Here is a 21,953-nt window from a genome sequence, read left to right as displayed (position 1 = left end):
CGCGGTGTGCGCGTCTACATCCCGACGACTCTGGTCGCCTTGCAGCAGCTTGTCGCCGACCGCCACCTGCTCGTCGTGAACGGAACCGCCTTCGCGGTCACCCCGACGCTGCGGGAGGCCTACGCCGAGGGCGACGACGACGAACTCGCCGAGGTGGCGTTGCGGGAGGCCGCGCTGGCCTCGCTGCGGTTGCTCGCGGGTGCGGATTCGCGGCCGGACTCGGGCCTGCCGCCGCGTCGTGCCGTGGTGGTGGCCGATACGGGGGCCGATGTGGAGGTGACGATCCGGCCCGACCTCGACGACGCCGTCGTGCGGTTGTCCGGGCCGTTGCCGATCGACGCCGTCGTCGCGGTGTACGTCGACAACGCCGATGCGGAGCCGGCGGTGCTGGCCGCCGTGGACGCCATCGACGATGCGGATCTGGGGGATGAGGACGCCGAACTCACGGTGGGAGACGCCCAGGATCACGACCTCGCGTGGTACGCCCCGCAAGAATTGCCGTTCCTGCTCGAACTGCTCTGACCGACGAGACAAGGATCTTCATGCGCGCATTCGGGCTGTTGGCGTCGATGGCGGTGATCTTGGCCAGTGTGTCGTGTTCGGCCGGTGACGGCGACACCTCATCGGCCGGATCTTCCGAGCCCGACCGACCGGCAGAGTCCGCGCCGGCGCCGCCGCCTCCGGCACCTTCTGCCGCCGGGATGGCCATCACGGACTTCCGGAACGTCAAGATCTTTGACGGCCACAGTGATCGGCTGTCCGCGCCGTCGAACGTGCGGGTCAAGGGCAACCGGATCGAGCGGATCTCCACCGAGGCGCTACCGGAAGAGTCGGGGGCCACGGTGATCGACGGCGGCGGCCGGACGTTGATGCCGGGGCTGATCGACAACCACTGGCACACGATGCTCGTGAGGCCGCCGGTGACCCAGTTGACGACCTTGGATCCGGGGTACCTCAACCTGTTGGCCGGCGCCGAGGCCAACGACACTCTGATGCGTGGGTTCACCACGGTCCGTGATCTCGGCGGCCCGAGCTTCGGTCTCAAGCAGGCCATCGACGAAGGGGTCATCGACGGACCACGCATCTACCCGTCCGGCGCGATCATCACGGTGACCAGCGGCCACGGTGATTTCCGTACGCCCGCCGACCTTCCGCGCAATCCGGGTGGCCCGCTGTCGCGCCAGGAGGAACTCGGCGCCGCCATGGTTGCCGACAGTCCCGACGAGGTGCGGATGCGCGCCCGTGAGCAGTTGTTCCAGGGCGCGTCGCAGATCAAGCTGACCGCCGGGGGCGGGGTGTCCTCGCCGCACAGCCCGCTCGACGTCACCACCTTCACCGAACCCGAACTGCGGGCGGCCACCGAGGCGGCCGGCAACTGGGGCACGTACGTGACAGTGCACGCCTACACCCCGCAGACCATCCAGCAGGCGATCCGTGCCGGCGTCACGTGCATCGAGCACGCCCACCTGATGGATGAGGCGACGGCAAAGGAGATGGCGGACAAGAACATCTGGCTGAGCACGCAGCCCATCCCGGCCGAGATGATCGGTGCGTTCCCGCCGGGCTCCGACGAGGCCGCCAAGGCCAAGGAGATCGTCGACGGTGTCAACAACGTCTACCAGTTGGCCCGCAAGTACAAGCTCAAGACGGCCTTCGGCACGGACATCTTGTTCTCGCCGCAGCTGGCGCCGAAACAGGGTGCGCTGCTGGCCGGTCTCGGTAAGTGGTTCTCGCCCGCCGAGACGCTGACGATGGCCACCGGAACCAACGCCGAACTGCTGGCGATGTCGGGCAAGCGCAGCCCCTACGCCGGCAAGCTGGGCGTGGTTCAGGAGGGTGCACTGGCGGATCTGTTGCTGGTCGACGGCGACCCGTTGGCACGCCTGGACCTGGTGGCCGATCCGGAACGCAACTTCAAGGTGATCATGAAGGACGGGAAAACGTACAAGAACACTTTGGTGTCCTGACCTGCAACAGCAGTCGTGCGACTAGCTACGTGGCAGTAACCTACGGTACCGTAGGTTCATGGCCAAGAACTCCATCAAAGTCTCGGCCAATGTGGCCGACACGGTCCGTCCCACGATTGCCGGCGCTGCGCGGCGTCCCGGCTGGAATGCTCTTCGCCGCATCGTCGGTCAGGTGACCACCCCGCTGCTGCCCGACGATTACCTCAAGCTGGCCAACCCGTTGTGGTCGGCGCGGGAGCTGCGTGGCCGGGTCGTCGAGGTGCGGCGGGAAACGGCTGATTCCGCGACATTGGTGATCAAACCGGGTTGGGGATTCTCGTTCGACTACGAGGCCGGCCAGTTTGTGGGCATCGGTGTGCTGATCGACGGGCGGTGGCGCTGGCGGTCGTATTCGCTCACCTCGACGCCGGAGAAATCCCCTGCGGCAGGTGCGCGCACCATCACGATCACCGTCAAGGCGATGCCCGAAGGCTTCTTGTCGACTCATCTGGTCGACGGCCTGCGTCCCGGAACCGTGGTGCGGTTGGCCGCGCCACAGGGCAACTTCGTCTTGCCCGATCCGGCGCCGGCAACGGTGTTGTTCGTGACGGCGGGCTCGGGCATCACCCCGGTGATGTCGATGCTGCGCACCCTGGAGCGCCGCGACCAGATCACCGACATCGTGCATGTGCATTCCGCGCCAACGGAATCCGACGTGATGTTCGGCCAGGAGTTGGCGGCGCTGCACGATGCGCATCCCGGCTACCGGCTGCTGTTGCGCAGTACGCGGACCGAGGGCAGGCTTGATCTGGCGCAGATCGGCGACGTGGTTCCCGATTGGCGTGAGCGTCAAGCGTGGGCATGCGGGCCGGAAGGCATGCTCAACGACGCCGAGCGGGTGTGGGCGGCGGCCGGTATCGCTGACAGCCTGCACCTGGAACGGTTCGCGGTATCGCGGGCGGCTCCGCATGGCGCCGGGGGCACGGTGACGTTCGAGCGCACCGGCAAGCAGGTCACCGTTGACGGGGCGACGCCGTTGATGGATGCGGGGGAGCAGGTCGGTATCCAGATGCCGTTCGGCTGCCGGATGGGGATCTGCCAGTCGTGCGTGGTGGGTCTGGTCGACGGGCATGTGCGCGATCTGCGCACCGGTGTCGAGCATGACCCGGGCACCCGGATCCAGACGTGTGTTTCGGCTGCTTCCGGCGACTGTGTTCTGGACGTCTAGACTTTACTGGCTAGTAACCTACGGAATCGTAGGTTACGCTACCGTAGGTAATTGAGAGGAGGCTGACGATGGCAGTTACCGACGTTCCCGCATTCGCGCATCTGACCGATGCCGACATCGAGAACCTGGGCATAGAACTCGACGCGATCCGGCAGGACATCGAAGACTCCCGCGGTGAGCGCGATGCGCGCTATATCCGCCGCACCATCGCGGCACAGCGTGCGCTCGACGTCGCCGGCCGCGTCATGCTCGCGGCGAGCTCCAAGCGTTCGGCGTGGTGGGCGGGCACCGTAACCCTGGGCGTGGCCAAGATCATCGAGAACATGGAGATCGGCCACAACGTCATGCACGGCCAGTGGGATTGGATGAACGATCCCGAGATTCACTCCTCGTCGTGGGAGTGGGACATGAGCGGGGCGTCCAAGCACTGGCGGTTCACCCACAACTTCATGCACCACAAGTACACGAACATCCTCGGCATGGACGATGACGTGGGCTACGGCGTCATCCGCGTGACCCGGGATGCCAGGTGGAAGCCGTTCAACCTCTACGGCAACCTGCTGTTCAACACCCTCCTCGCGATCGGCTTCGAGTGGGGCGTGGGGCTGCAGCACCTGGAGCTCGGCAAGATCTTCAAGGGCCGCGACAATCGCAACGCCACGTTGGTCCGGGTCCGCGAGTTCGGCGTCAAGGCCGGCCATCAGCTGGCCAAGGACTATGTGGTGTGGCCGGCGCTGACGTCGCTGTCGCCCGGCGCGACCTTCAAGTCCACCTTGAAGGCCAATGCGGTGGCCAACGTCATCCGCAACGTGTGGGCCAACGCGGTGATCTTCTGCGGCCATTTCCCCGATGGCGCAGAGAAATTCACCAAGACCGACATGGTCGGTGAGAGCCGCGGGCAGTGGTACCTACGGCAGATGCTGGGCAGTGCCAACTTCGACTCGGGTCGGGCGCTGGCCTTCATGAGCGGCAACCTGAGCTACCAGATCGAGCATCACCTGTTCCCGGATCTGCCGAGCAATCGGTACGCCGAGATCGCGGTCCGGGTGCGGGCGCTGTGCGACAAGTACGACCTGCCTTACACCACGGGACCGTTCCTGGTGCAGTACGGCAAGACCTGGCGCACCATCGCCAAGCTGTCGCTGCCGGACCGGTTCCTGAAGGACACGGCCGACAACGCCCCGGAAACTCGTAGTGAGCGGATGTTCACGGAGCTCGAAGGCTACGGCGTCACCGATCCCGACACCGGACGCCGTCGTGGCCTGAAGACGGCCATCGAGACGGTGCGGGGCTGGCGCCGCAAGTAGCTTCATCCAGTTTCTTCATCGAATGTGGGCTTGTGTTCGAAGATCCGTCGGGATCGGAGAGCGCAAGCCCACATTCGTGTCTGACCGGATGCCATATTCCAAGCAATCGCCCTACGTACTCCCAGGTTCCTCGCAGCCGTCGCTCATACTCTGTCGCTCGTGAAGAGGAAGCTCGGCGCGGCTGCCATGGTGCTCTGTGCCTCGGTCGTCCCCATGGGTGCGCTGGCCACCGGTGTCGCCGCGGCCGACGATTACGCGGGCCAGAAGTACTCTGACGTGCAGTCGGCGCTGGCCGGTTCCGGCATGAAGGGTGTCATCGCGACCCGCTCCGGTGATTCGGAATCCGACGACGACTGCGTGGTCACCAGTTCGGAAAAGGCGTCCTGGCACAAGGGTGACAATTTCGCACCGGTCACCGACACCGTGCTGCTAAACCTCAACTGCAATGCCGGGGTGGCGTCGGCGAAGACGCCGGGCAACTCGGCCGCCAGCCCGGAGGGACGCGCCGCCATCGCGGCGGCCAAGCAGCAGGCCGAACAGCAGCAGCAGCAGGCAGCGGCCGACGAGGCCAAGACCAAGCACTGAGCTGGCTTGACCTCGCCGGGGCGCGTCACATATTCAGCTCCCAGACCTTCGGCCAGTCTTTCCCGCGGAACGCGGCATCGGTACCGCCGTCGATGAAGATGACCGACCCGACGAAGTAACCCGCCTCGGGGCCGAGGAGGAACGCCACCAGTGCGGCCACCTCTTCGGGCCGCCCGCCGCGTCCGGCCGGGATGGTCTTGAGGAACTGCTCCATCGCCTCGCCGGTCAGTGGGTCCTTGCGCCCCTCCTGGGTCATCGGCGTATCGATGAGCCCGGGTGCGATCGCGTTGAGCCGGATGCCTTCGGCGATGTACTCCGCGGACTTGGTGCGCGCGTAGTACGCCAGTGCGGCCTTGGTGGCCGGGTAGGCCTGCAGCGCCGCGAAATCGCCATAGGTGGAGGCGACGGTGTTGGCGCCCGCCTCGTCGCCGGCGAGGCAGGCCTCGGCCATCTCGACCGGCCAATTTGGTTGGCTGGTAGTCGAATTCGAGCTGATCAGTACCACCGAAGCGTTCTCGCGGTTGGCCAGCAGCGGGCGCAGACCTTCCAGCAGCTCGACCGCCGCGAAGTAGTTGACGGCGATCAGCAGGTGCGCCGGACGGCCGGCTGCGGCGGCCAGCCCGGCGAACGGGACGAAACCGTCGATACCGTCGCCGGCCAGCTCGGTGACCTTCGCGATCGCTTCCGCGCGCCCGTCCGGGGTGCTCAGGTCGACGTTCACGTCGGCATCGCGCAGGTCGACGCCGATCACCCGATGTCCGTCGGACTCCAGCCGTTTCTTGGTCGCAGCGCCAAGTCCCGAGGCGCTGCCGGTGAGAACATAAGTAGCCACAATCAGCGACCCTAGTGCGCCGCGGCGGTGGATTTGCGCGATGTGCCGGCCAGCGGTACGCGAGAAGCGATCAGGCTTCCTTCAGAACCGCCAACAGGCGACGAGCGGCCGCGACGCGGCCGGCCGCCGGGCCGGACAAATTGTCCAGGGCGCACTCCGGGTCGGCGGGCGGGCCCATGTGGCCGCACCCGCGCGGACAGTCGTCGATGGTCTCCGCCAGGTCAGAGAACGCCAAGATCACGTCATCGGGTTGGATGTGGGCCAGGCCGAACGAGCGGATCCCCGGGGTATCGATCACCCAACCGGTTCCATCGAGCGGCAGCGCCACCGACTGGGTGGAGGTGTGCTTGCCCTTGCCCACCCCGGATACCTCGCCGGTTGCCCGGTCTGCCTCTGGGACAAGACGATTCACCAGGGTGGATTTGCCGACCCCGGAGTGGCCGAGGAACACCGTGACCTGATCGATCAGCAGCGGGGCGACTGCCTCCAGGGGATCTTCTCGGCCGGCGTTGACGATGGTCAGGTCCAGGTCGGCAAACTGTGCAGCGAAGGGTTCCGGCGGGGCCAGGTCCGACTTCGTCAGGCACAGAATGGGTTTCAGCCCTCCGGCGTAGGCGGCGATCAGTGTTCGTTCGACGAACCCGGTGCGCGGGGGCGGGTCGGCCAGCGCCACCACGATCAGCAGCTGATCGGCATTGGCGACCACGACACGTTCGGTCGGATCGGTGTCATCGGCGGTGCGGCGCAACACTGTTCGGCGCTCACCGCGGCGCACGATGCGGGCCAGGGTGTCGGGCCGCCCGGACAGGTCGCCGACGATGTCGACGTCGTCGCCGACCACGATCGGGGTGCGGCCCAGTTCACGGGCCCGCATGGCGACCACGCGGTGATGCGGGTCGCGGTCGAGCGCACAGCCCCACCGGCCACGGTCGACGGTGACCACCATCGCCGACTGGGCATCGGCGTGGTCCGGCCGGGTCTTGGTGCGCGGACGCGAGCCTTTACCCGGCCTGATCCGGACATCGGACTCGTCGTAATCCCGCGCTCCCAAGGTGGCTTACTTCCCCCTCACAGGCGGGTCGCCCGCCAGCATCTGCGCCCACATCGACGGGAAGTCCGGCAGGGTCTTGGCCGTGGTCGCGATGTTCTCCACCTCCACACCGGGCACCCGCAGGCCGATGATCGCGCCGGCCGTGGCCATCCGATGGTCGGCATAGGAGCGCCAGGTACCGCCGTGCAGCGGCCGCGCCGTGATGAGCAGGCCATCCTCGGTCTCGCGGCAGTCGCCGCCGAGCCCGTTGATCTCGGTGGTCAGTGCCGCCAGCCGGTCGGTCTCGTGCCCGCGCAGATGCGCGATGCCCCGCAGCTGCGACGTCGCGCCGTCACGGGCCAGTGCGGCCAGTGCGGCGACGGTGGGGGCCAGCTCGCCCACATCGTGCAGGTCGGCCTCAAATCCGGGGTACCCGTCACCGTTCTGCGTCCCACTGACGTCCAGATGTGAATCACGCTGGTGAACAGTCGCATTCACCTTCGTGAGCAGGTCGAGGATCGTGTCGGCAGGCTGGATGCTCACCGACGGCCAGCCGGCGATCCGCACCGTTCCGCCGGTGACGATCGCGGCGGCCAGAAACGGCGTGGAGTTGGACAGGTCAGGCTCGATGCTCCAGTCCCGTGCGGCGACCGGGCCGGGGGACACCCGCCACCGGTTGGGGACGGAGTCGTCGACCAGCACGCCGGCGTCACGCAACATCGCCACCGTCATCGACACATGCGGGGCCGAGGGCACCGAGGTGCCGGTGTGCACGATGGTGAGCCCGTCGGCGAACGTCGCACCGGACAGCAACAGCCCGGAGACGAACTGCGAGGAGCCCGAGGCGTCGATCTCGACCGTGCCGCCGGCCACGGCGCCACGGCCGCGCACCGCGAACGGCAGCGCGTCACCATCGACATCCACCCCCAGACCGCGCAGCGCGTCGAGCAGTGGGGCGATGGGCCGGGACCGGGCCTGCTCATCGCCGTCGAACGTCACCGAGGTGGTACTCAGCGCTGCGACCGGCGGCACGAACCGCAGCACAGTGCCGGCCAGTCCGCAGTCGACCCGGGCATCGGTGGCCGGCGCGATACCGCCGCTGACCGTCAACTCGGTGTCGTCGTGTTCGGCCGGTTGCACGGTGACACCCAAGGTGCGGATGGCGTCGATCATCAGATCGGTGTCGCGGCTACGCAGCGCGCCGCGGACCGTCGAGGGGCCCTGTGCGGTGGCCAGCGCGGCCAGCACGAGCGCGCGGTTGGTCAGAGACTTCGAACCGGGCACCGTCACCGTGGCATCGACCGGGGTTGTCGTCGACGGAGCCGGCCAGTGCTCCCACCGTTCCTCACGCGCGCTCACGCACTACATCCTGCCTTGTCCGCCGATTCTGCAACCATGGGCACTATGTGTGGACGTTTCGCGGTGACCACCGATCCCGCGCTGCTGGCGCAGAAAATCCAGGCCATCGACGAGAGCGCGTCGAGCACGGCGAGCTCGGGGGACAAGGATGTCGCGGGCGCGAACTACAACGTCGCGCCCACCACGACCATCAGCAGCGTGGTCAAACGGCACAGCGAACCCACCGACGAGTCGACGCGCCGCGTCCGCTCGATGCGCTGGGGACTGATCCCGCCGTGGGTGAAAACCGCCGAGGGCGGCGGCCCCGACACCAAGGGCCCGTTGTTGATCAACGCGCGCGCCGACAAGGTCACCAGCTCACCGGCATTCCGCAACTCCGCCAAGAACAAGCGCTGCCTGATCCCGATGGACGGCTGGTACGAGTGGAAGCCGAATCCGGACGCAAACAAGAAAGCCAAGACGCCGTACTACATGTACGGCGCCGACGGTGAGCTGCTGTTCATGGCGGGGCTGTGGACCACGTGGCGCCCCCAAGGGGCCCCCAGGGACGCGCCGCCCCTGCTCAGTTGCACGATCATCACCACCGATGCGGCCGGTCCGCTCGCCGAGATCCACGATCGGATGCCGCTGACCATCAGTGCGACTGACTGGGACCGCTGGATGGATCCCGACGCGCCGATCGACGAGGGGCTGCTGCGCGGCCACGGGGATCTGGACCGGATCGCGGTTCGCGAGGTGTCGCGACTGGTCAACAGTGTCCGCAACAACGGCCCGGAGCTCATCGAGCCGGCGGGGCCCGAAGAAGAGATGGGGTTGTTTTGAGCGGTTTCGGGGGTGGCGGCGTTGATGTAGACGTCGTCGACGCGATCGGTGCCGACCTCCGCTCGGCCGGGTTCACCACCGACGGCGTGGCCGATCTGCTGGGCGCCGACGCCAACGCCGCGCTGAGCCGGGGCGTGTGGTGGCCCGCCCTGCGTGTCACCCATGCCGTGCCGGCCGACCGTCAGCGCCTGGGCGTAATGGTGCGTCTTCTGCTGTTGGGCACCGAGGAGACGCCGCCGTCGGTCGAGGCGGCGTTCCCGTCCGTCAGCCTGCAGACGTTGGCCGCCAATGGCGTTCTGGAGATCAACGGTGACATGGTGCGGGCGGCCCTGGACATCCGGCCGCACAGTGACGGCGAGCGGGACTTCTACGTGGTGTCGGATCAGGACGCTGCGGTGCGGCGTGGGCCGTTGCGCCACGACCATGTGCTGGGCATCGGTGGGGCGTCGGTGTCACTGGCCCGTGCGGTGACGCGCAACCCCGCCGGCCGCGCGCTCGATCTCGGCACCGGATGCGGTATCCAGGCTCTGCATCTGAACGCGCACTGCGACGAGATCGTCGCAACCGACACCAACGAGCGGGCTCTGGCCCTGGCGGCGATGACCGCGCGGCTCAACGGTATGGCGTGGGATCTGCGGCACGGCAGCCTGTTCGAGCCGGTGGCCGGCGAACGTTTCGACCTGATCGTGTCGAATCCGCCGTTCGTGGTGGGCTCCGGTGCCCGCGACTACATCTACCGGGACTCCGGTCTGGCCGGAGATGCGTTGTGCCAGAGCCTCATCGAACAGGTAGGCGACCATCTGCTGCCGGGCGGTACCGCGCACATCATGGCCAACTGGATCGTGCGCGACGGTAAAGAAGGCGAGACCTGGCGCCAACGTGTTTCTGGCTGGCTGGCCGGAACCGGCCTGCATGCCTGGGCGGTGCAGCGTGAACTGGCCGATCCGGTCAGCTATGTGTCGCTGTGGCTGGCCGACGCCGGCGAGGACCTCGACCAGCAGGCGCAGCGTGGCGGGCGATGGCTCGACTGGTTCGCCGAACAGGGCATCGCCGGAATCGGGATGGGCATGATCTCGTTGCGGGTCCCGCGTGACGGGGCAACACCCGAGCAGATCCTCGAGGAGATCACCGGGGCCGACGAGGCGCTCACCGGCCCGGAAGTGGATGCGTTCTTCGCCCGGCGGGCCTACCTGCGCGACACTTCCGACGACGCGTTGCTGGCGGCGCGGCTCTCCACGGCGCCGGTGTTCCTGGAGGAACAGTCGCTTCCCGGACCGGACGGGTGGCAGCAGGTCGGCGCCGCGGTGCGCCGCCCCGGCGGCCCGGCCGCGGTGATCGGAGTCGACGAGGTACTGCGGGCGCTGCTGGCAGGTTGCCGCGGTGAGGTGCCCCTGGGCACCTTGATCCAGCTGCTCGCCGCCCATCACGGGGTGGATGCCGATGCACTGGCGCAGGCCGCACTGCCGGAGGTGCGTGCGGCGATCGGTCGCGGAATCCTCTATCAGGCAGAGTGACGGGGTTCTAGAGGATTCCTCGGTTTTGTTAGAGTGTTTCTCGTGCCACCGTCCAGGGCCAAAGGTGCGCGAGACCGATTGATATCGGTTGCGCGTCGTCGTTTCGCGGCCGAGGGGACCATTGCCCCGACACTGGACGAGGTGCGGCGCGAGGCCGAGGTGAGCGTCGGATCGCTCTACCATCACTTCCCCGACAAACCCGCGTTGGCGGCGGCGGTCTACGCACAGCTCATGACCGAGTACCAGGTGGGTTTCCTGGCCATGCTGCGCGAACAAGCCACCGCCGAAGACGGGATCCGTGGCGGTGTCCGCAACCATCTGAACTGGGTGGCGGCCCACCGCGGTGAGGCGGCGCTTCTGCTGGGCGATCGGCTGGACAGCCCGGAGCTGCGTGTCGCCAACCAGAACTTCTTCGCGACCATCCGGGACTGGTGGCGCCCGCACCACGCCTACGGGGCGCTCGTCGACATGCGGCCGGGTATCACCGCCGCACTGTGGCTCGGTCCCGCACAGGAGTACGCCCGCTACTGGGTAGCCGGCGACACCGCCGACATGGACGGCGATGTCGTCGAGACATTCGCCGATGCGGCATGGAAAGCACTGCAGGCCAGACCAGTTGAGGAGGTCTCGTGATGGACAAACCCTTGTATCGCAGCATGGTGGCCGACGGGGACGACCCGGACGCTCCACAACGGATTCTCGTCGACCGCAGCGGTGATCGCGCCGTGGTGACTCTTGATGAACCCGACCGGCTGAACGTCCTGTCCGCACCGCTGGTCCGGCAGTTACGCCGGGCGCTGGAAGATCTGGCCGCCGACAACAACATTCGCGCCGTGGTGCTGACGGGCGCCGATCCGGGCTTCAGCGCGGGCGGCGACTTGCGCATGATGCGCGCAGCCATCGAGAGTCGGTATCAGGGCGAGGGAACCGCGGACGTATGGCGCTGGATACGACGCGAATTCGGTGGCATCGCTCGGCTCATCGCGGGTTCGGACACCATCTTCGTGGCTGCCCTCAACGGGCCCGCGGCCGGCGTCGGGCTGGCCTGGGCGCTGACCTGCGATCTGACCATCGCCAGTGAGAAGGCCGTCATCGTGCCCGCCTTCGCGCGCCTCGGATTGATCCCGGAGGTCGGCACCAGCTGGGCGCTGACCCGGCGGCTCGGCTATCAGGGCGCGCTTGCCTACTACCTGAAAGGTGAGCACATCGACGCCGAAACCGCGCAGCGGCTGGGGCTGGTGCACGAGGTCGTCGCTCACGAGAAGCTGCTCGAAACCGCAGATGCGTGGTGCTCGCGTGTCGTTGCGCTGCCGCCGCACGCGGTCGCGATGGCCAAACCCCTGTTGCGCGCCGCGGCCGACGCCAGTTGGAACGATGCGCTCACGCTCGAAGAGTTCGCCGAACCGACCTGCTTCACCACCGCGGCCTTCGCCGACAGTGTCGAGACCATGTTGTCCGGTAAGACACGTCCCCGCTAGACAGCTACGGCTTTTCGGTCGAAAGCTGTTGCAGGACAGCGTGGGCCGCGGTGACGCGCGCGGCGATCGGATAGTTCTTGTTCGCGAGCATCACCAGGCCGATCCGTTTGTCGGGTACAAACACGACATAGGCGCCGAAACCATCTGTAGAGCCGGTTTTGTTGAACAGCGCCGGGGTCGAGGTGGGTTGGGGCGTGAGCGGAGTAGCCGGATTCGGCTGCATGGCCATGGTGTTTGAGTTGCCTGCCAGCAGCCGGTCGAGGGTGACCGGGTAGGAATACTGTTCCCAGCCGAGCCCTTGGATCATGTCGCCTGTCTTGAAATATCCGACGTGCGTTCCTTGGACAGCATCGCGCATCGGTGCCTCAAGATCGTTCGGCTCGATGTTGGTTTCGACGAAACGGAGCAAGTCAGCCGCAGAGGACTTGACGCCGTAGGCTTCGGCATCGAAAACGCCTGGGTTCACCCGGATTGGCTCGTTGTCGGCGTTGTAGCCCCAGGCGTAGTCGGCCATCTGGGATTGCGGCACTCGGATGTAGCTGTGGTGCAACTGCAGCTTCGGGAAGATCTCCCCTTCAATAAGGTCGCTGAAGTCACGGTTCATCGCCAGTGCGGTGAGGTGGCCGAGCAGGCCGATGCTCGGGTTGGAGTATCGCCGCTGCTGCCCGGGGGTGGCATCGGGTTCCCACTGCTGAAAGTAGGTCTGCATCTGGGCGTCATCTGTGACGTCCGACGGAAACTGCAGGGGCAATCCACCCGCGGTAAAGGTGCCGAGGTTGAGCAGGTCGGCTTTGTCGATGGCGCTGCCCGTCAACTGCGGCATGTAGGTGCTGGGGTGATCAGTCAGCGAGATTCGCCCGAGTGCTTGCGCGTAGGACGCCAGTGTCCCGGTGAACGTCTTACTGACCGAACCGATCTCAAAGAGGGTATGCGGGGTCACCGGCATCCCGCTCTGTCTGTTGGCCACGCCGAGATTGAAGTAGCGCTGTTGACCGTTGGCCGTCACCGCTATGGACATGCCCGGTATGTCGTACTGGGCCATGAGCGGTCGGAACGCACGGTCCACGGTGGTCGCGAGCGCATCGGGACTTCCGGCAGCAGTCGGGCCGGCCAGTGTGCCGAGAATCATGATGACGATGAGCAATGGCGTGACCGCTTTGGTGCTGCTCCGCAACTGGCATTCCTTCTTCTCTGGAATTATCTGTCAGACAACGTGATTCATGTTTTACGGCGCGCGGTGACCACGGCATAGGGTGCGTCGAAGGCTACCCGGCCCTCCTTGTCGGCCTGTGCGCTCAGCGCGGCGTTGAACGCGTCGAGCAGGCGGCCCCGCATCGGCTCGTCCAGCCGGCTCAGCAGGTCCACATGCATCGGTGATTCGTCGGCGATGAAGCCCGCCGCGGACTCGACCGAGTCGAATTGCCAGGTATGTGAACCGGTTTCGAACTGCACCTCGTCGAACCCCGCGGCCAGCCGGGACTGCACGACGTCGAGGTCGCCCCACTGATCGGGCGAATACACCGAGGCCGGCGGCCGGCCCAGGGTCTCGACGATCGGGGTGAAGAACGGGTTGCCCGCCTCATCGCGGACCCAGGTGGAGAACGCGAACACCCCGCCGGGTTTCAGCAGTCGGGTGACCTCGGCGACCAGGCTCGTGGGCTCGACGAAGATGATGCCCATGTTCGACACCACCGTGCCGAACCCGCCGTCGGGCAGGCCGGTGTGCGCAGCGTCGGCGACCACCCACTGCACCGCATCGGCACGCGGGCGCTCGGCGGCGATGGCGATCAACTCGGCGGTGAGATCCACGCCGGTGACCTGGGCGCCGGCTTCGGCGGCTGCCAGCGCCGCGCTTCCGGTACCGCAGGCCAGATCAACAAGCTCGGTGTCACGCACCGGCCGCAACCCATCGGCTGCGGAGACGACCTCATCGGCGATGACGGCGATGCGTTCGGCGACGGCCTGGTAGCGGCCGGCGGCCCAGTTGGTGGGTCGCGGGTCAGTGAGTTGTGGGTCAGGCATGCAGACGAGCCTAGCGACGCGACGGTACCGCCTCGATCAGATCAACGAAGCCATCGAGTTCGATTAGTAAGGCGGAGGTTTGTCGAGCTCGGTGTTGAGGCGGCGTTCAGCGTTGATGCGTTGGGTGCGGGTTTGTCGGCGCGTGCGTTGGCGGACCGGCATTTTCATGTGCCGGTCGATGGTGGCCGTGGGGGCCGACTTCGCGGATGGGGCCGGGGTGCGGGTGGCCCAGTCGGGGAACAGGATCTGGCTGAAGGGTGTGGTCTGGTAGGTGTGGCCGGTCGGCGCGGTCCAGGTGTGGCTGCCGTCTGGGTGCTGGATGTCGGTCCAGCCGTTCTGGCCGGTCTCAAAGGTTTTGATCAGGTGGTGGGTTCGGCATTTGGGTCCGAGGTTGCCGGGGTGGGTGGCACCGGCGGGCCAGGGCGTGGTGTGGTCGAGGTCGCAATTGTGGGCTGCTACTTCGCAGCCGGGGAACATGCACACGAGGTCGCGCATTCGGACGAATGTGGCCAGTCTTGTTGAGGGCCGGTAATGCGATTGGGCGGCGAGGTCATCGGGGTGGGTGATGTGTTTGACGCTGGCACCGGTGGCGATGAGTTCGGCCAGCAGCGGCGCGGGCATGACGCCGCCGCCGAGAATGACTGCGGGAGGCCCGGTTACGGCTGGTGTGCGATCGGCGGGGTAGTCGCCGGGGTCGGGTTTGCCGTGGATGCGCGGGTCCCGGGGTGGTTCCGCCGGGCTTGCGGTGGATGCCTCGGCCTCGTCGTCGCGCTGGGCGCTTGTGGCGGGCTGGGGCAGGATTTCTGCCAGGAGGTGGATGACAACGGCACGGGAGCGGGGGTCGATGCCGGTAGCTTGGCAGTCGGGGTCGCCGCATTGGCAGGTGAGGTGGTCGGCTCCGGCGCCCAGGGCGCCCAGTGCGTCGGAGCGGCGTTGCCCGCTGGTGCGCGGGTCGTTGTCGCAGACCCCTCGGGTCATGGTGTTGAGCAGGTTTTTGATCAGGGCCGCGTCGGTGGCCAGGAGTCGTCCCCAGATGGAGACGGTGCCGTTGGGATCGTCGGGGTCGCCGAAGTGAATATCGCGTTCTCGGGCGGCGATACGGGTTTTCCGCACGGCGGCGGGGTCGAACTTCTCCACCCAAACGTCGATGGCTTGTTCGGCCTTGGTCGCGGTCAGCGCGCCGTAGGTGGTGGCAGCGCCGGCCAGGGCGGTGTCGATCAGTGCCAATGCGTCGTCGTCGGTGACGAGCTGGGTGCGCCAGGTGATGGTGGAGACGACTTTGGCCGAGATGTCTCCGCGGGCGAATACGGCGGCGACTTTGGGGAGCCGTTCGTGCAATGCCTGGGCGATGCGCATCTGGGCGGACGCGGCGCCGCGACTGAGGTTGCAGGCCGCGCTGACGGCGGCGGTCGCGGTTTCCCAGCCGTCGATCGCCCGGTAGGCGGACGTGTCGTCTTCGTCGTCGCAGTGGCGGGCCACGATCTCGGCGATGACGGCCAGGCGCCCGGCGGCTTCAACGGCTTCAGCGCGGGTGCGGTGCTCGAGGGTGTCGATCAGCGCGGCGTCAGTGAGTGCACTGAGCGCCGGCCGATCGAGCAATTCGAACACATGTTCGATGGTAGTCGTGAATTTGCACGGCGGCAATGTTTTTCAGGTTGTCGCTGAATTGTCGCTCGCCAGGCGGGCAAATGCTCGACGCTCGCGGTTTCTGGTTACGGCTGGACGTATCCCGGCGGGTTGGGGGTGTCCACCCACAGGTCCACGCCGAGGTCCGATCCGGGCACACAGTCGTACACGGACAGATCGGTGACACCGTTGTCGAGTAGGACGTCCTCGCACAGCAGGCTCTGCCCGGTGTACTCCCGCGCCGGCTTGTTGAAGATCGTGTACGCCGCATCGGCATACACCGAAGGCTTGCGGGCGCGACCCATCGCCTCGTCACCGCCGAGCAGGTTCTGCACCGCTGCGGTGGCCACCAGGGTGCGCGGCCACAGTGTGTTCGAAGCGATGCCCGCCTCCCGCATCTCTTCGGCGATACCCAACGCGCACAACGTCATTCCGAACTTCGCCATCATGTACGCGGTCGGCTTGAGCCACTCGGATTCCAGCCGGATCGGCGGGGAGAGGGTGAGGATGTGCGGGTTTTCGCGACCCTTCATGTGCGGAATGCAGGCCTGCGACACGGCATAGGTGCCGCGGATCTGGATCCCGTTCATCAGATCGAAGCGCTTCAGCGGCACCTCCTCGATGGAGCCGAGATTGATCGCCGAGGCGTTGTTGACGCAGAGGTCGATGCCGCCGAACTGCTCGACGGCCTTGGCGACCGCGGCTGCCACCGAGTCGCCGTCGCGGACGTCACCGACGATCGGCAGGGCCTGCCCGCCGGCCTCCTCGATCTCCTTGGCCGCGGTGTAAACGGTGCCTTCGAGCTTGGGATGCGGTTCGGCGGTCTTGGCGACCAGCGCGATGTTGGCGCCGTCGGCGGCGGCCTTCTTGGCGATCGCCAGGCCGATACCGCGGCTGGCGCCGGAGATGAACATGGTCTTCCCGGACAGAGTCATAGGGACACGATAAGCGCCTCTAGGTCGCCAGTTTCTACGCCTGGGCTGTTGGTCGACGTTTTCCACAACCCTCAGGTAGAAATCGGCGCGGTTCAGCCCGCGGCGTCGGCCTGCAGCGGGGGACAGTTGCCCGCTGGGTCGGCGACGAGTTCGAAGTGCCACAGCTCATTGGCATAGATCTGGCACAGCCCGAAGCGCCCACCGTTGGCGATCAGCCAGCGATCGGCCTGCGGACCGCCGACATCGACCGCCTCCCCGGTGACATGCCGGGACGCGGTCGGCGTCTGCACGTACTGGCGTGCGGAGGCGAGGCTTCCGTAGGTCTGCACCGCCTGGTCGAGCAGTGACTGCTGGAAATCAGCGGACCGCCAGCCCGAGTTGATCGTCATGGTCACGCCGTCGGCGGCCGCGGCATTGGCGGCGTTCTGGATGGCGGCCAGCAGCCGAGGATCCAGCCGGCCGATCGCCGGGTTCTGCACGTCGAAAGGGGTCAGGACCTGCCCGTCGGACAGTGATCCGTCACCTTGGGTCATCGGGACGGTGTCGTCGACCAGACGGATCTGTGGTGCCGGTGCGGAGGTGCCGAGCAGGGCCGCCAGTGCGGCGACGCTCGAGACCACACTTGCCCCCACCATCATCGGCATCACCGGAAACACATTACTGCGCCCGCGCGCGGGCCAGTACCAACGCCAACTCGGCCACCAGCGCCTCGATCTCCGCCGGGTTTTTCAACCGATCGGGCACCCAGGCCAAGGCGATCCGGGCCGGTGACCAGGTGCTCTCGTCGATGGGCACCAGCGTGAACTCCGGCGGGGAGAAGATCTTGCCGATCAGCGATTCGGGTGCGTAGGGCACCAGCGCGACGAGGTGGCGGTTGGAGACCTGGGCAGCCATCTCCAGTTCGCCGCCGAACTGGTTGGTGGTGCGCACGATGCGCGTCACCCCGCGTGCGTTCAGCGCACGGGTCAGGCCGGCCAGCATGACCGGATTGGGCCGGGCGAAGTCGATCACCACGTCGCGATCGCGTAATTCCTCGATCGACACCAGGTCCTCGGTCGCCAGCGGATCGTCGAAACGCACCGCGACCGCGCCCTGGAAGGTGGCCACCACGCGGTATTGCAACCGCTTGTCGGAGGTGGGCAGATGGATCAGCCCGAGGTCGAGGTGGCCGGACACGAGCTTGGCCGTCACCTCCGCAGCCGACCCGGGAACACTGAACTCGGTCGGCACGGCCAGGTTGGCGACGGCGGTCCGGACCTGCGCCACGAAATCCGATGGCGCATAAGCGGTTGCGCCGACCCGGACCGTCGCGGCTCCCTCGGTGAGCCGTACCGCGGTGGCCTTCAACTCATCGACCTGGCGCAGGATCTCGCGGGCGGGACCGAGCAGCTTGGCGCCCAGCGGCGTCAGGCGGACCTCGTGGTAGTTGCGCTCGAAGAGCGGCCCGCCGAGCTCCTTCTCCAGCAGCTTGATCTGCTTGCTCAGCGGCGGAGGCGTGATCCTCAGCCGGTCGGCGGCCCGCTTGAAGTGCAGTTCCTCCGCGACCGCCACGAAGTAGGAGAGTCTGGTGAAGTCCATGCGGTCATTTCCGGCTGTGCGAGGGCGGTATTCGGGGTGTGATCCCCGAATCGTACGAGATGCGTGATCAGCGTCCGGTCGCTTGCACGGTCTGTGGAACTTCGAGCACCCCGGCGCTGATCAGCCCGTCGATGTCGGCATCGTCCATGCCGAGCAGTTCGGCGGCGATCTCCCGGGTCTGCTCGCCGAGCAGTGGCGCCTGTAGCAGTGGTGGATCAGCGATGCGATCCGAATGGATCTGCACGTTCTCCATCGTGAACGGCTCGTCGGCGTGGGGGTGCAGTTCCTCGCGGAAAGCGCGGCGCTGCACGTAGTAGTCCCAGTCGGCGACCTCGGCGGCGCGCAGCGCTGCGCCGGCCGGAACACCTGCCGCCTGCAGCAGATTCATCGCCTCGGTCGCCGGGCGCTGCGACGTCCAGGCACGCACGGCCTCGTCGACGCGGTTGCGGTGGGCGTCCCGTCCGGTGCGGGTCCGCAACTGTTCATCCACGCCGAGATCCGGACGATCGATCACCCCGCACAGCGCGTGCCAATCGGCGTCGTCGCGCACGGTCACGGCGAGCCAGCGATCCTCGCCTGCGGCCGGAAACAGGCCCCAGGGGGCGTCGTGGACGGGTTCGACCGTGGGTTCGTGCCCGCGCCGCACCAGGACGTCGGCGGCGATCTCGCCGGCCAGGTGGCTCAGCATCACCTCCGATTGCGCGACGCTGACAGACCCGCCGGTGCCCGTGCGTTCGCGGCGCAGCAGCAGAGTCAGCGCGCCGAGGGCACCGATCCGGGCCGCCACGTGATCGGGGTAGACGGTGACCGTGTCGCAGAACGACTCCGGTTCGTCGGGGTACACCCACAGGTCGGTAAAGCCTGCGGCCGCCCGCACCAGTGGGCCGTAGCCCATCCGTTCCGCCCACGGCCCGCTGGGTCCGAACGCCGAACTGTCGACCACCACGATGCCCGGGTTCAGTTCCCGCAAGCTCCGGTAGTCCATTCCGAGGGTCTCGGCCACGCCCGGTTTGAAGTTCGTCAGCACGACGTCGGAATGGGTGACCAGTCGGTGCGCAAGCGCCCGGCCCTGCGGCGTCCGCAGATCGATGCCGATCGAGCGTTTGTTGCGGTGGCCGGCGGCGTAGGTCTGCGACATGGAGGTCAGATTGCCGCGCAGTCCGTCCGGGAAGGCCGAGTTCTCGATCTTGATGACGTCGGCGCCGAGGTCGCCGAACAGTCGTCCGGTGTCGGATCCGACGACGATCACGCCGAGATCCAGTACGCGCACCCCCTCCAGCGGCAGGCCCTCGTCGCGGCGCCGGCGACCGGCGAGCAGCGGCGCGACATCAAGGCGGCGCGGGTGGCCGGCCCCCGCGGGCTCGGACACGTTCACCGTGTTGGCCCGGTGCCCGTCGATCTCGACGACACCTGCCGGCACCGGCGCCGACATTCCGGGGGACAGATCGACCTCGTGGAAGTACCCGCGGCTCTTGACCTGTTCGGTGCCGAGGGTTTCGGCCAGGGTCAGCACCGCCGCCGTCGGCACCCCGTGCCGCTGGCCGGCGACCTCCAGCTCGGCCCGAGTCTGCCCGGCGCAAAATCGCCCGATCGCCGACATCAGTTCCGGTGAGCTGAACCGCACCCGCAGCCGGTCGAACGACGGATCGGCGAACTGAACAGGGCGGCCCATCCACTCGAACATGCCGTGCCACTGGCGTTTTGCCAGCAGACAGATCCGCACGTGCCCGTCCTTGCACGCGATGATCGGGTACCGCAGCCGTTCGGCGTTCCAGTCACGTTGTTGCGCGCTCAATGCGACCCCGGCCGAGGCCGTGCCTGCCGTCCCGTACGGCGGGTCGAGTGTCTGCATGGCGCCGTCGAGGATCGAGAAATCGATGAAATCGCCTTCACCGGTACGCAATCGGTCCAGGTACACGCTGATGGTCATCACCGCGGCCTGCGCCGCCGCCACGTGATAGGGCAGTTGCGCGGCAGGCGGCACGAGGGGCTCGCGTCCCGGGATGCCTGACCGGGACAGCTCACTGGTCAGTGCGTGCAGCACCGGGGTGGTGGCCTGCCAGTCGTGGTAGCTGGTGTCACGGCCGAAATCGCTGATGGACAGGACCACCAGGCCCGGGTGTTCAGTGTGAATGTTGCGTGCCGCCAAGGCACTTTCGGCATCCGACCCGGGGCGGGTGCCCTCGATCAGGATGTCCGCCCCGGCCAGCAGTTGAATCCATCGGCGTTGGTCATCGGGGATCGAGGGATCGATGACGACGGTGTCCACCCCGTGTCGGTTGATCGCGATGCCAACCGAGTCGGGATCGACTCCGGCGCCCTCGGCGATGGGCCCGACGGGTTCTTCGGTGACACCGTGCAGGTGCACCTCGGTCACCGCGGCACCGAGGTCGGCCAGCAGGCGTCCCACCGCCGTCATCGGTCCGCGCGACAGGTCGAGGATGCGAACTCCGGCCAATGGCGGGTCGTAGCCGTCCGGGTCGGCCATCGGTGTCAACTCCGGCGGGCCTGGCGGAACGGGATGTCGCGATCGACCTCGGGCTCCTTGGCCAGTCCGAGGACGCGCTCGCCGATGATGTTGCGCTGGATCTGGTCGGTGCCGCCGCCGATCGAGGTGAAGAACGCGTTGAGGGTCAGGAAGTTGATGTCGTCGGCCTCGGGGTTGTCGGGGCCGGCCAAAAGTGCTTCTGCGCCGATGATCTCGGTCTTGAGGCGCGCCTCCGCATGCAGGATGTTCGACATCGCCAGCTTGCCCAGCGACATGATCGAGCTGGATGTGCCCTGTGCCGCAGCGGCTTTGGCGCGAGCGTTGTTGAGGGAGTTGAGTTCCCGCAACGCCAGCACGTTCGCCAGTTCCCTGCGGACGGCCGGATCCTCCAGGCGGCCGTGCTCGCGGGCCAGGCCGATGAGGTCGTCGGCCCGGGTCCGGTTGCGTGAGCCGCGCCCGCCGTCGCCCATGATGGACCGCTCGTAGGCCAGCGCGGTCTGCAGCACCCGCCACCCGTTGCCCTCGCCGCCCAGGAGGTAGGCATCGGACACCCGAGCGTCGGTGATGAACACCTCGTTGAAGTGCGATTCGCCGGTGATCTGGACCAGCGGACGGACCTCGATGCCGGGCTGACGCATCGGAATCATGAAGAAGCTCAAGCCTTTGTGCTTGGGCACGTCCCAGTCGGTGCGGGCGATCAGCAGCGCGTACTCGGACGTCGTGGCGCCCGACGTCCACACTTTCTGGCCGTTGATCACCCACTCGTCACCGTCGCGGACCGCGGTGGTGCGCACCGCGGCCAGATCGGACCCCGCGCCCGGTTCGCTGTACAGCAGGCAGGTGCGGATCCGTTCGGTCAGGAAGTCACGCACCAGGTCGTTCTTGAGTTGGTCGGTGCCGAACTTGAGTGCCGTGTTGGCCGGGATGCTGTATTTGTCCTGGCGCGCACCGGGGGCCTTGACCGCCCGGAATTCCTGCTCGATCACCGCGGCCAGCGCATTCGGGTACGCCCGCCCGAACCATTCGGTGGGGTACGTCGGCACGGCGTAGCCCGCGTCGAGCACCTTCTGCAGCCAGGCCACCCGCTCGGGCGAGCTGACCCACGGATCGGTGGATTTCGGTAACCCGGCCCAATTCTGGGCGAGCCAGTCGCGCACCTCGGCGCGCAGTTGATCGGCGCTGGGCAGGTCGTTGGCCGTCATC

The 21,953-nt window shown here is 67.2% G+C and carries 20 protein-coding genes; 9 read left to right on the top strand and 11 right to left on the bottom strand.

The window, feature by feature from the left end:
* The first annotated feature begins 6 nt into the window (after positions 1-6).
* From ACWEFV_RS11460 to ACWEFV_RS11440, 5 genes are all read left to right on the top strand, one after another.
* Entirely contained in the window at positions 7-522 is a 516-nt protein-coding gene (locus tag ACWEFV_RS11460) for a DUF6912 family protein (RefSeq protein ID WP_135453248.1), read from the top strand.
* Positions 523-542: 20 nt separating this feature from the next.
* Entirely contained in the window at positions 543-1,967 is a 1,425-nt protein-coding gene (locus tag ACWEFV_RS11455) for an amidohydrolase family protein (RefSeq protein WP_450070258.1), read from the top strand.
* 58 nt (positions 1,968-2,025) lie between these two features.
* The gene (locus tag ACWEFV_RS11450) at positions 2,026-3,174 is read left to right on the top strand and encodes a ferredoxin reductase (RefSeq protein WP_450070257.1); all 1,149 of its coding nucleotides are present in this window, start codon (positions 2,026-2,028) and stop codon (positions 3,172-3,174) included.
* A 68-nt stretch (positions 3,175-3,242) separates the two neighbouring features.
* Positions 3,243-4,481, top strand: coding sequence for a fatty acid desaturase family protein (locus tag ACWEFV_RS11445; protein WP_135453250.1), 1,239 nt, complete (start codon positions 3,243-3,245; stop codon positions 4,479-4,481).
* 186 nt (positions 4,482-4,667) lie between these two features.
* Positions 4,668-5,066: a hypothetical protein gene (locus ACWEFV_RS11440; RefSeq protein WP_135459919.1), complete on the top strand. Its 399-nt coding sequence runs from the start codon at positions 4,668-4,670 to the stop codon at positions 5,064-5,066.
* A gap of 25 nt (positions 5,067-5,091) precedes the next feature.
* On the opposite strand, the gene ACWEFV_RS11435 is transcribed toward ACWEFV_RS11440, so the two are convergent.
* From ACWEFV_RS11435 to aroA, 3 genes are all read right to left on the bottom strand, one after another.
* Positions 5,092-5,898 carry an SDR family oxidoreductase gene (locus ACWEFV_RS11435; RefSeq protein WP_450070256.1) on the bottom strand — a complete coding sequence of 269 codons (807 nt, stop codon included), beginning with the start codon at positions 5,896-5,898 and terminating at the stop codon, positions 5,092-5,094.
* 70 nt (positions 5,899-5,968) lie between these two features.
* Positions 5,969-6,949 (bottom strand): ribosome small subunit-dependent GTPase A, encoded by a 981-nt coding sequence (rsgA, locus tag ACWEFV_RS11430; RefSeq protein WP_135453252.1) that lies wholly within the window; start codon positions 6,947-6,949, stop codon positions 5,969-5,971.
* 6 nt (positions 6,950-6,955) lie between these two features.
* Entirely contained in the window at positions 6,956-8,287 is a 1,332-nt protein-coding gene (gene aroA, locus ACWEFV_RS11425; protein WP_450070255.1) for a 3-phosphoshikimate 1-carboxyvinyltransferase, read from the bottom strand.
* 45 nt (positions 8,288-8,332) lie between these two features.
* Here aroA and ACWEFV_RS11420 point away from each other — a divergent pair, with 45 nt between their 5' ends.
* From ACWEFV_RS11420 to ACWEFV_RS11405, 4 genes are read left to right on the top strand one after another with little or no spacing between them, the layout of a single operon-like run.
* The gene (locus ACWEFV_RS11420; protein ID WP_450070254.1) at positions 8,333-9,109 is read left to right on the top strand and encodes an SOS response-associated peptidase; all 777 of its coding nucleotides are present in this window, start codon (positions 8,333-8,335) and stop codon (positions 9,107-9,109) included.
* Entirely contained in the window at positions 9,106-10,623 is a 1,518-nt protein-coding gene (locus tag ACWEFV_RS11415) for a DUF7782 domain-containing protein (protein ID WP_450070253.1), read from the top strand. The genes ACWEFV_RS11420 and ACWEFV_RS11415 overlap by 4 nt, the downstream gene beginning before the upstream one ends.
* A gap of 42 nt (positions 10,624-10,665) precedes the next feature.
* A complete protein-coding gene (locus tag ACWEFV_RS11410; RefSeq protein ID WP_450070252.1) occupies positions 10,666-11,256 on the top strand; it encodes a TetR/AcrR family transcriptional regulator in 591 nt (196 codons plus the stop codon).
* On the top strand, positions 11,256-12,101 hold the full coding sequence (locus ACWEFV_RS11405; protein WP_450070251.1) for an enoyl-CoA hydratase/isomerase family protein: 846 nt from the start codon (positions 11,256-11,258) through the stop codon (positions 12,099-12,101). Before ACWEFV_RS11410 ends, ACWEFV_RS11405 begins: the two co-directional genes overlap by 1 nt.
* 4 nt (positions 12,102-12,105) lie before the next feature.
* Here the strand turns inward: ACWEFV_RS11405 and ampC are convergent, their stop codons facing one another.
* The 8 genes from ampC to ACWEFV_RS11365 form a co-directional block, all read right to left on the bottom strand.
* Positions 12,106-13,230, bottom strand: coding sequence for a class C beta-lactamase (ampC, locus tag ACWEFV_RS11400; RefSeq protein ID WP_450070505.1), 1,125 nt, complete (start codon positions 13,228-13,230; stop codon positions 12,106-12,108).
* 89 nt (positions 13,231-13,319) lie between these two features.
* A complete protein-coding gene (locus ACWEFV_RS11395) occupies positions 13,320-14,123 on the bottom strand; it encodes a class I SAM-dependent methyltransferase (protein ID WP_450070250.1) in 804 nt (267 codons plus the stop codon).
* Between the two features lie 63 nt (positions 14,124-14,186).
* Positions 14,187-15,731 (bottom strand): DUF222 domain-containing protein, encoded by a 1,545-nt coding sequence (locus tag ACWEFV_RS11390; RefSeq protein WP_450070249.1) that lies wholly within the window; start codon positions 15,729-15,731, stop codon positions 14,187-14,189.
* 104 nt (positions 15,732-15,835) lie between these two features.
* The gene (locus ACWEFV_RS11385) at positions 15,836-16,684 is read right to left on the bottom strand and encodes an SDR family oxidoreductase (RefSeq protein WP_135453260.1); all 849 of its coding nucleotides are present in this window, start codon (positions 16,682-16,684) and stop codon (positions 15,836-15,838) included.
* Between the two features lie 92 nt (positions 16,685-16,776).
* Positions 16,777-17,322, bottom strand: a complete 546-nt coding sequence (locus ACWEFV_RS11380) for a M15 family metallopeptidase (protein ID WP_450070504.1) — start codon at positions 17,320-17,322, stop codon at positions 16,777-16,779.
* Positions 17,323-17,341: 19 nt separating this feature from the next.
* Positions 17,342-18,262, bottom strand: a complete 921-nt coding sequence (locus ACWEFV_RS11375) for a LysR family transcriptional regulator (RefSeq protein WP_450070248.1) — start codon at positions 18,260-18,262, stop codon at positions 17,342-17,344.
* A 67-nt stretch (positions 18,263-18,329) separates the two neighbouring features.
* Positions 18,330-20,750: a CoA transferase gene (locus tag ACWEFV_RS11370; protein WP_450070247.1), complete on the bottom strand. Its 2,421-nt coding sequence runs from the start codon at positions 20,748-20,750 to the stop codon at positions 18,330-18,332.
* Between the two features lie 5 nt (positions 20,751-20,755).
* Complete coding sequence (locus ACWEFV_RS11365; RefSeq protein WP_450070246.1) at positions 20,756-21,952, bottom strand: acyl-CoA dehydrogenase family protein; 1,197 nt, start codon at positions 21,950-21,952, stop codon at positions 20,756-20,758.
* Position 21,953: the final 1 nt, after the last annotated feature.

Source organism: Mycobacterium sp. NPDC004974 (genome assembly GCF_053600815.1).
This window is presented reverse-complemented; position numbering and strand designations above follow the sequence as displayed.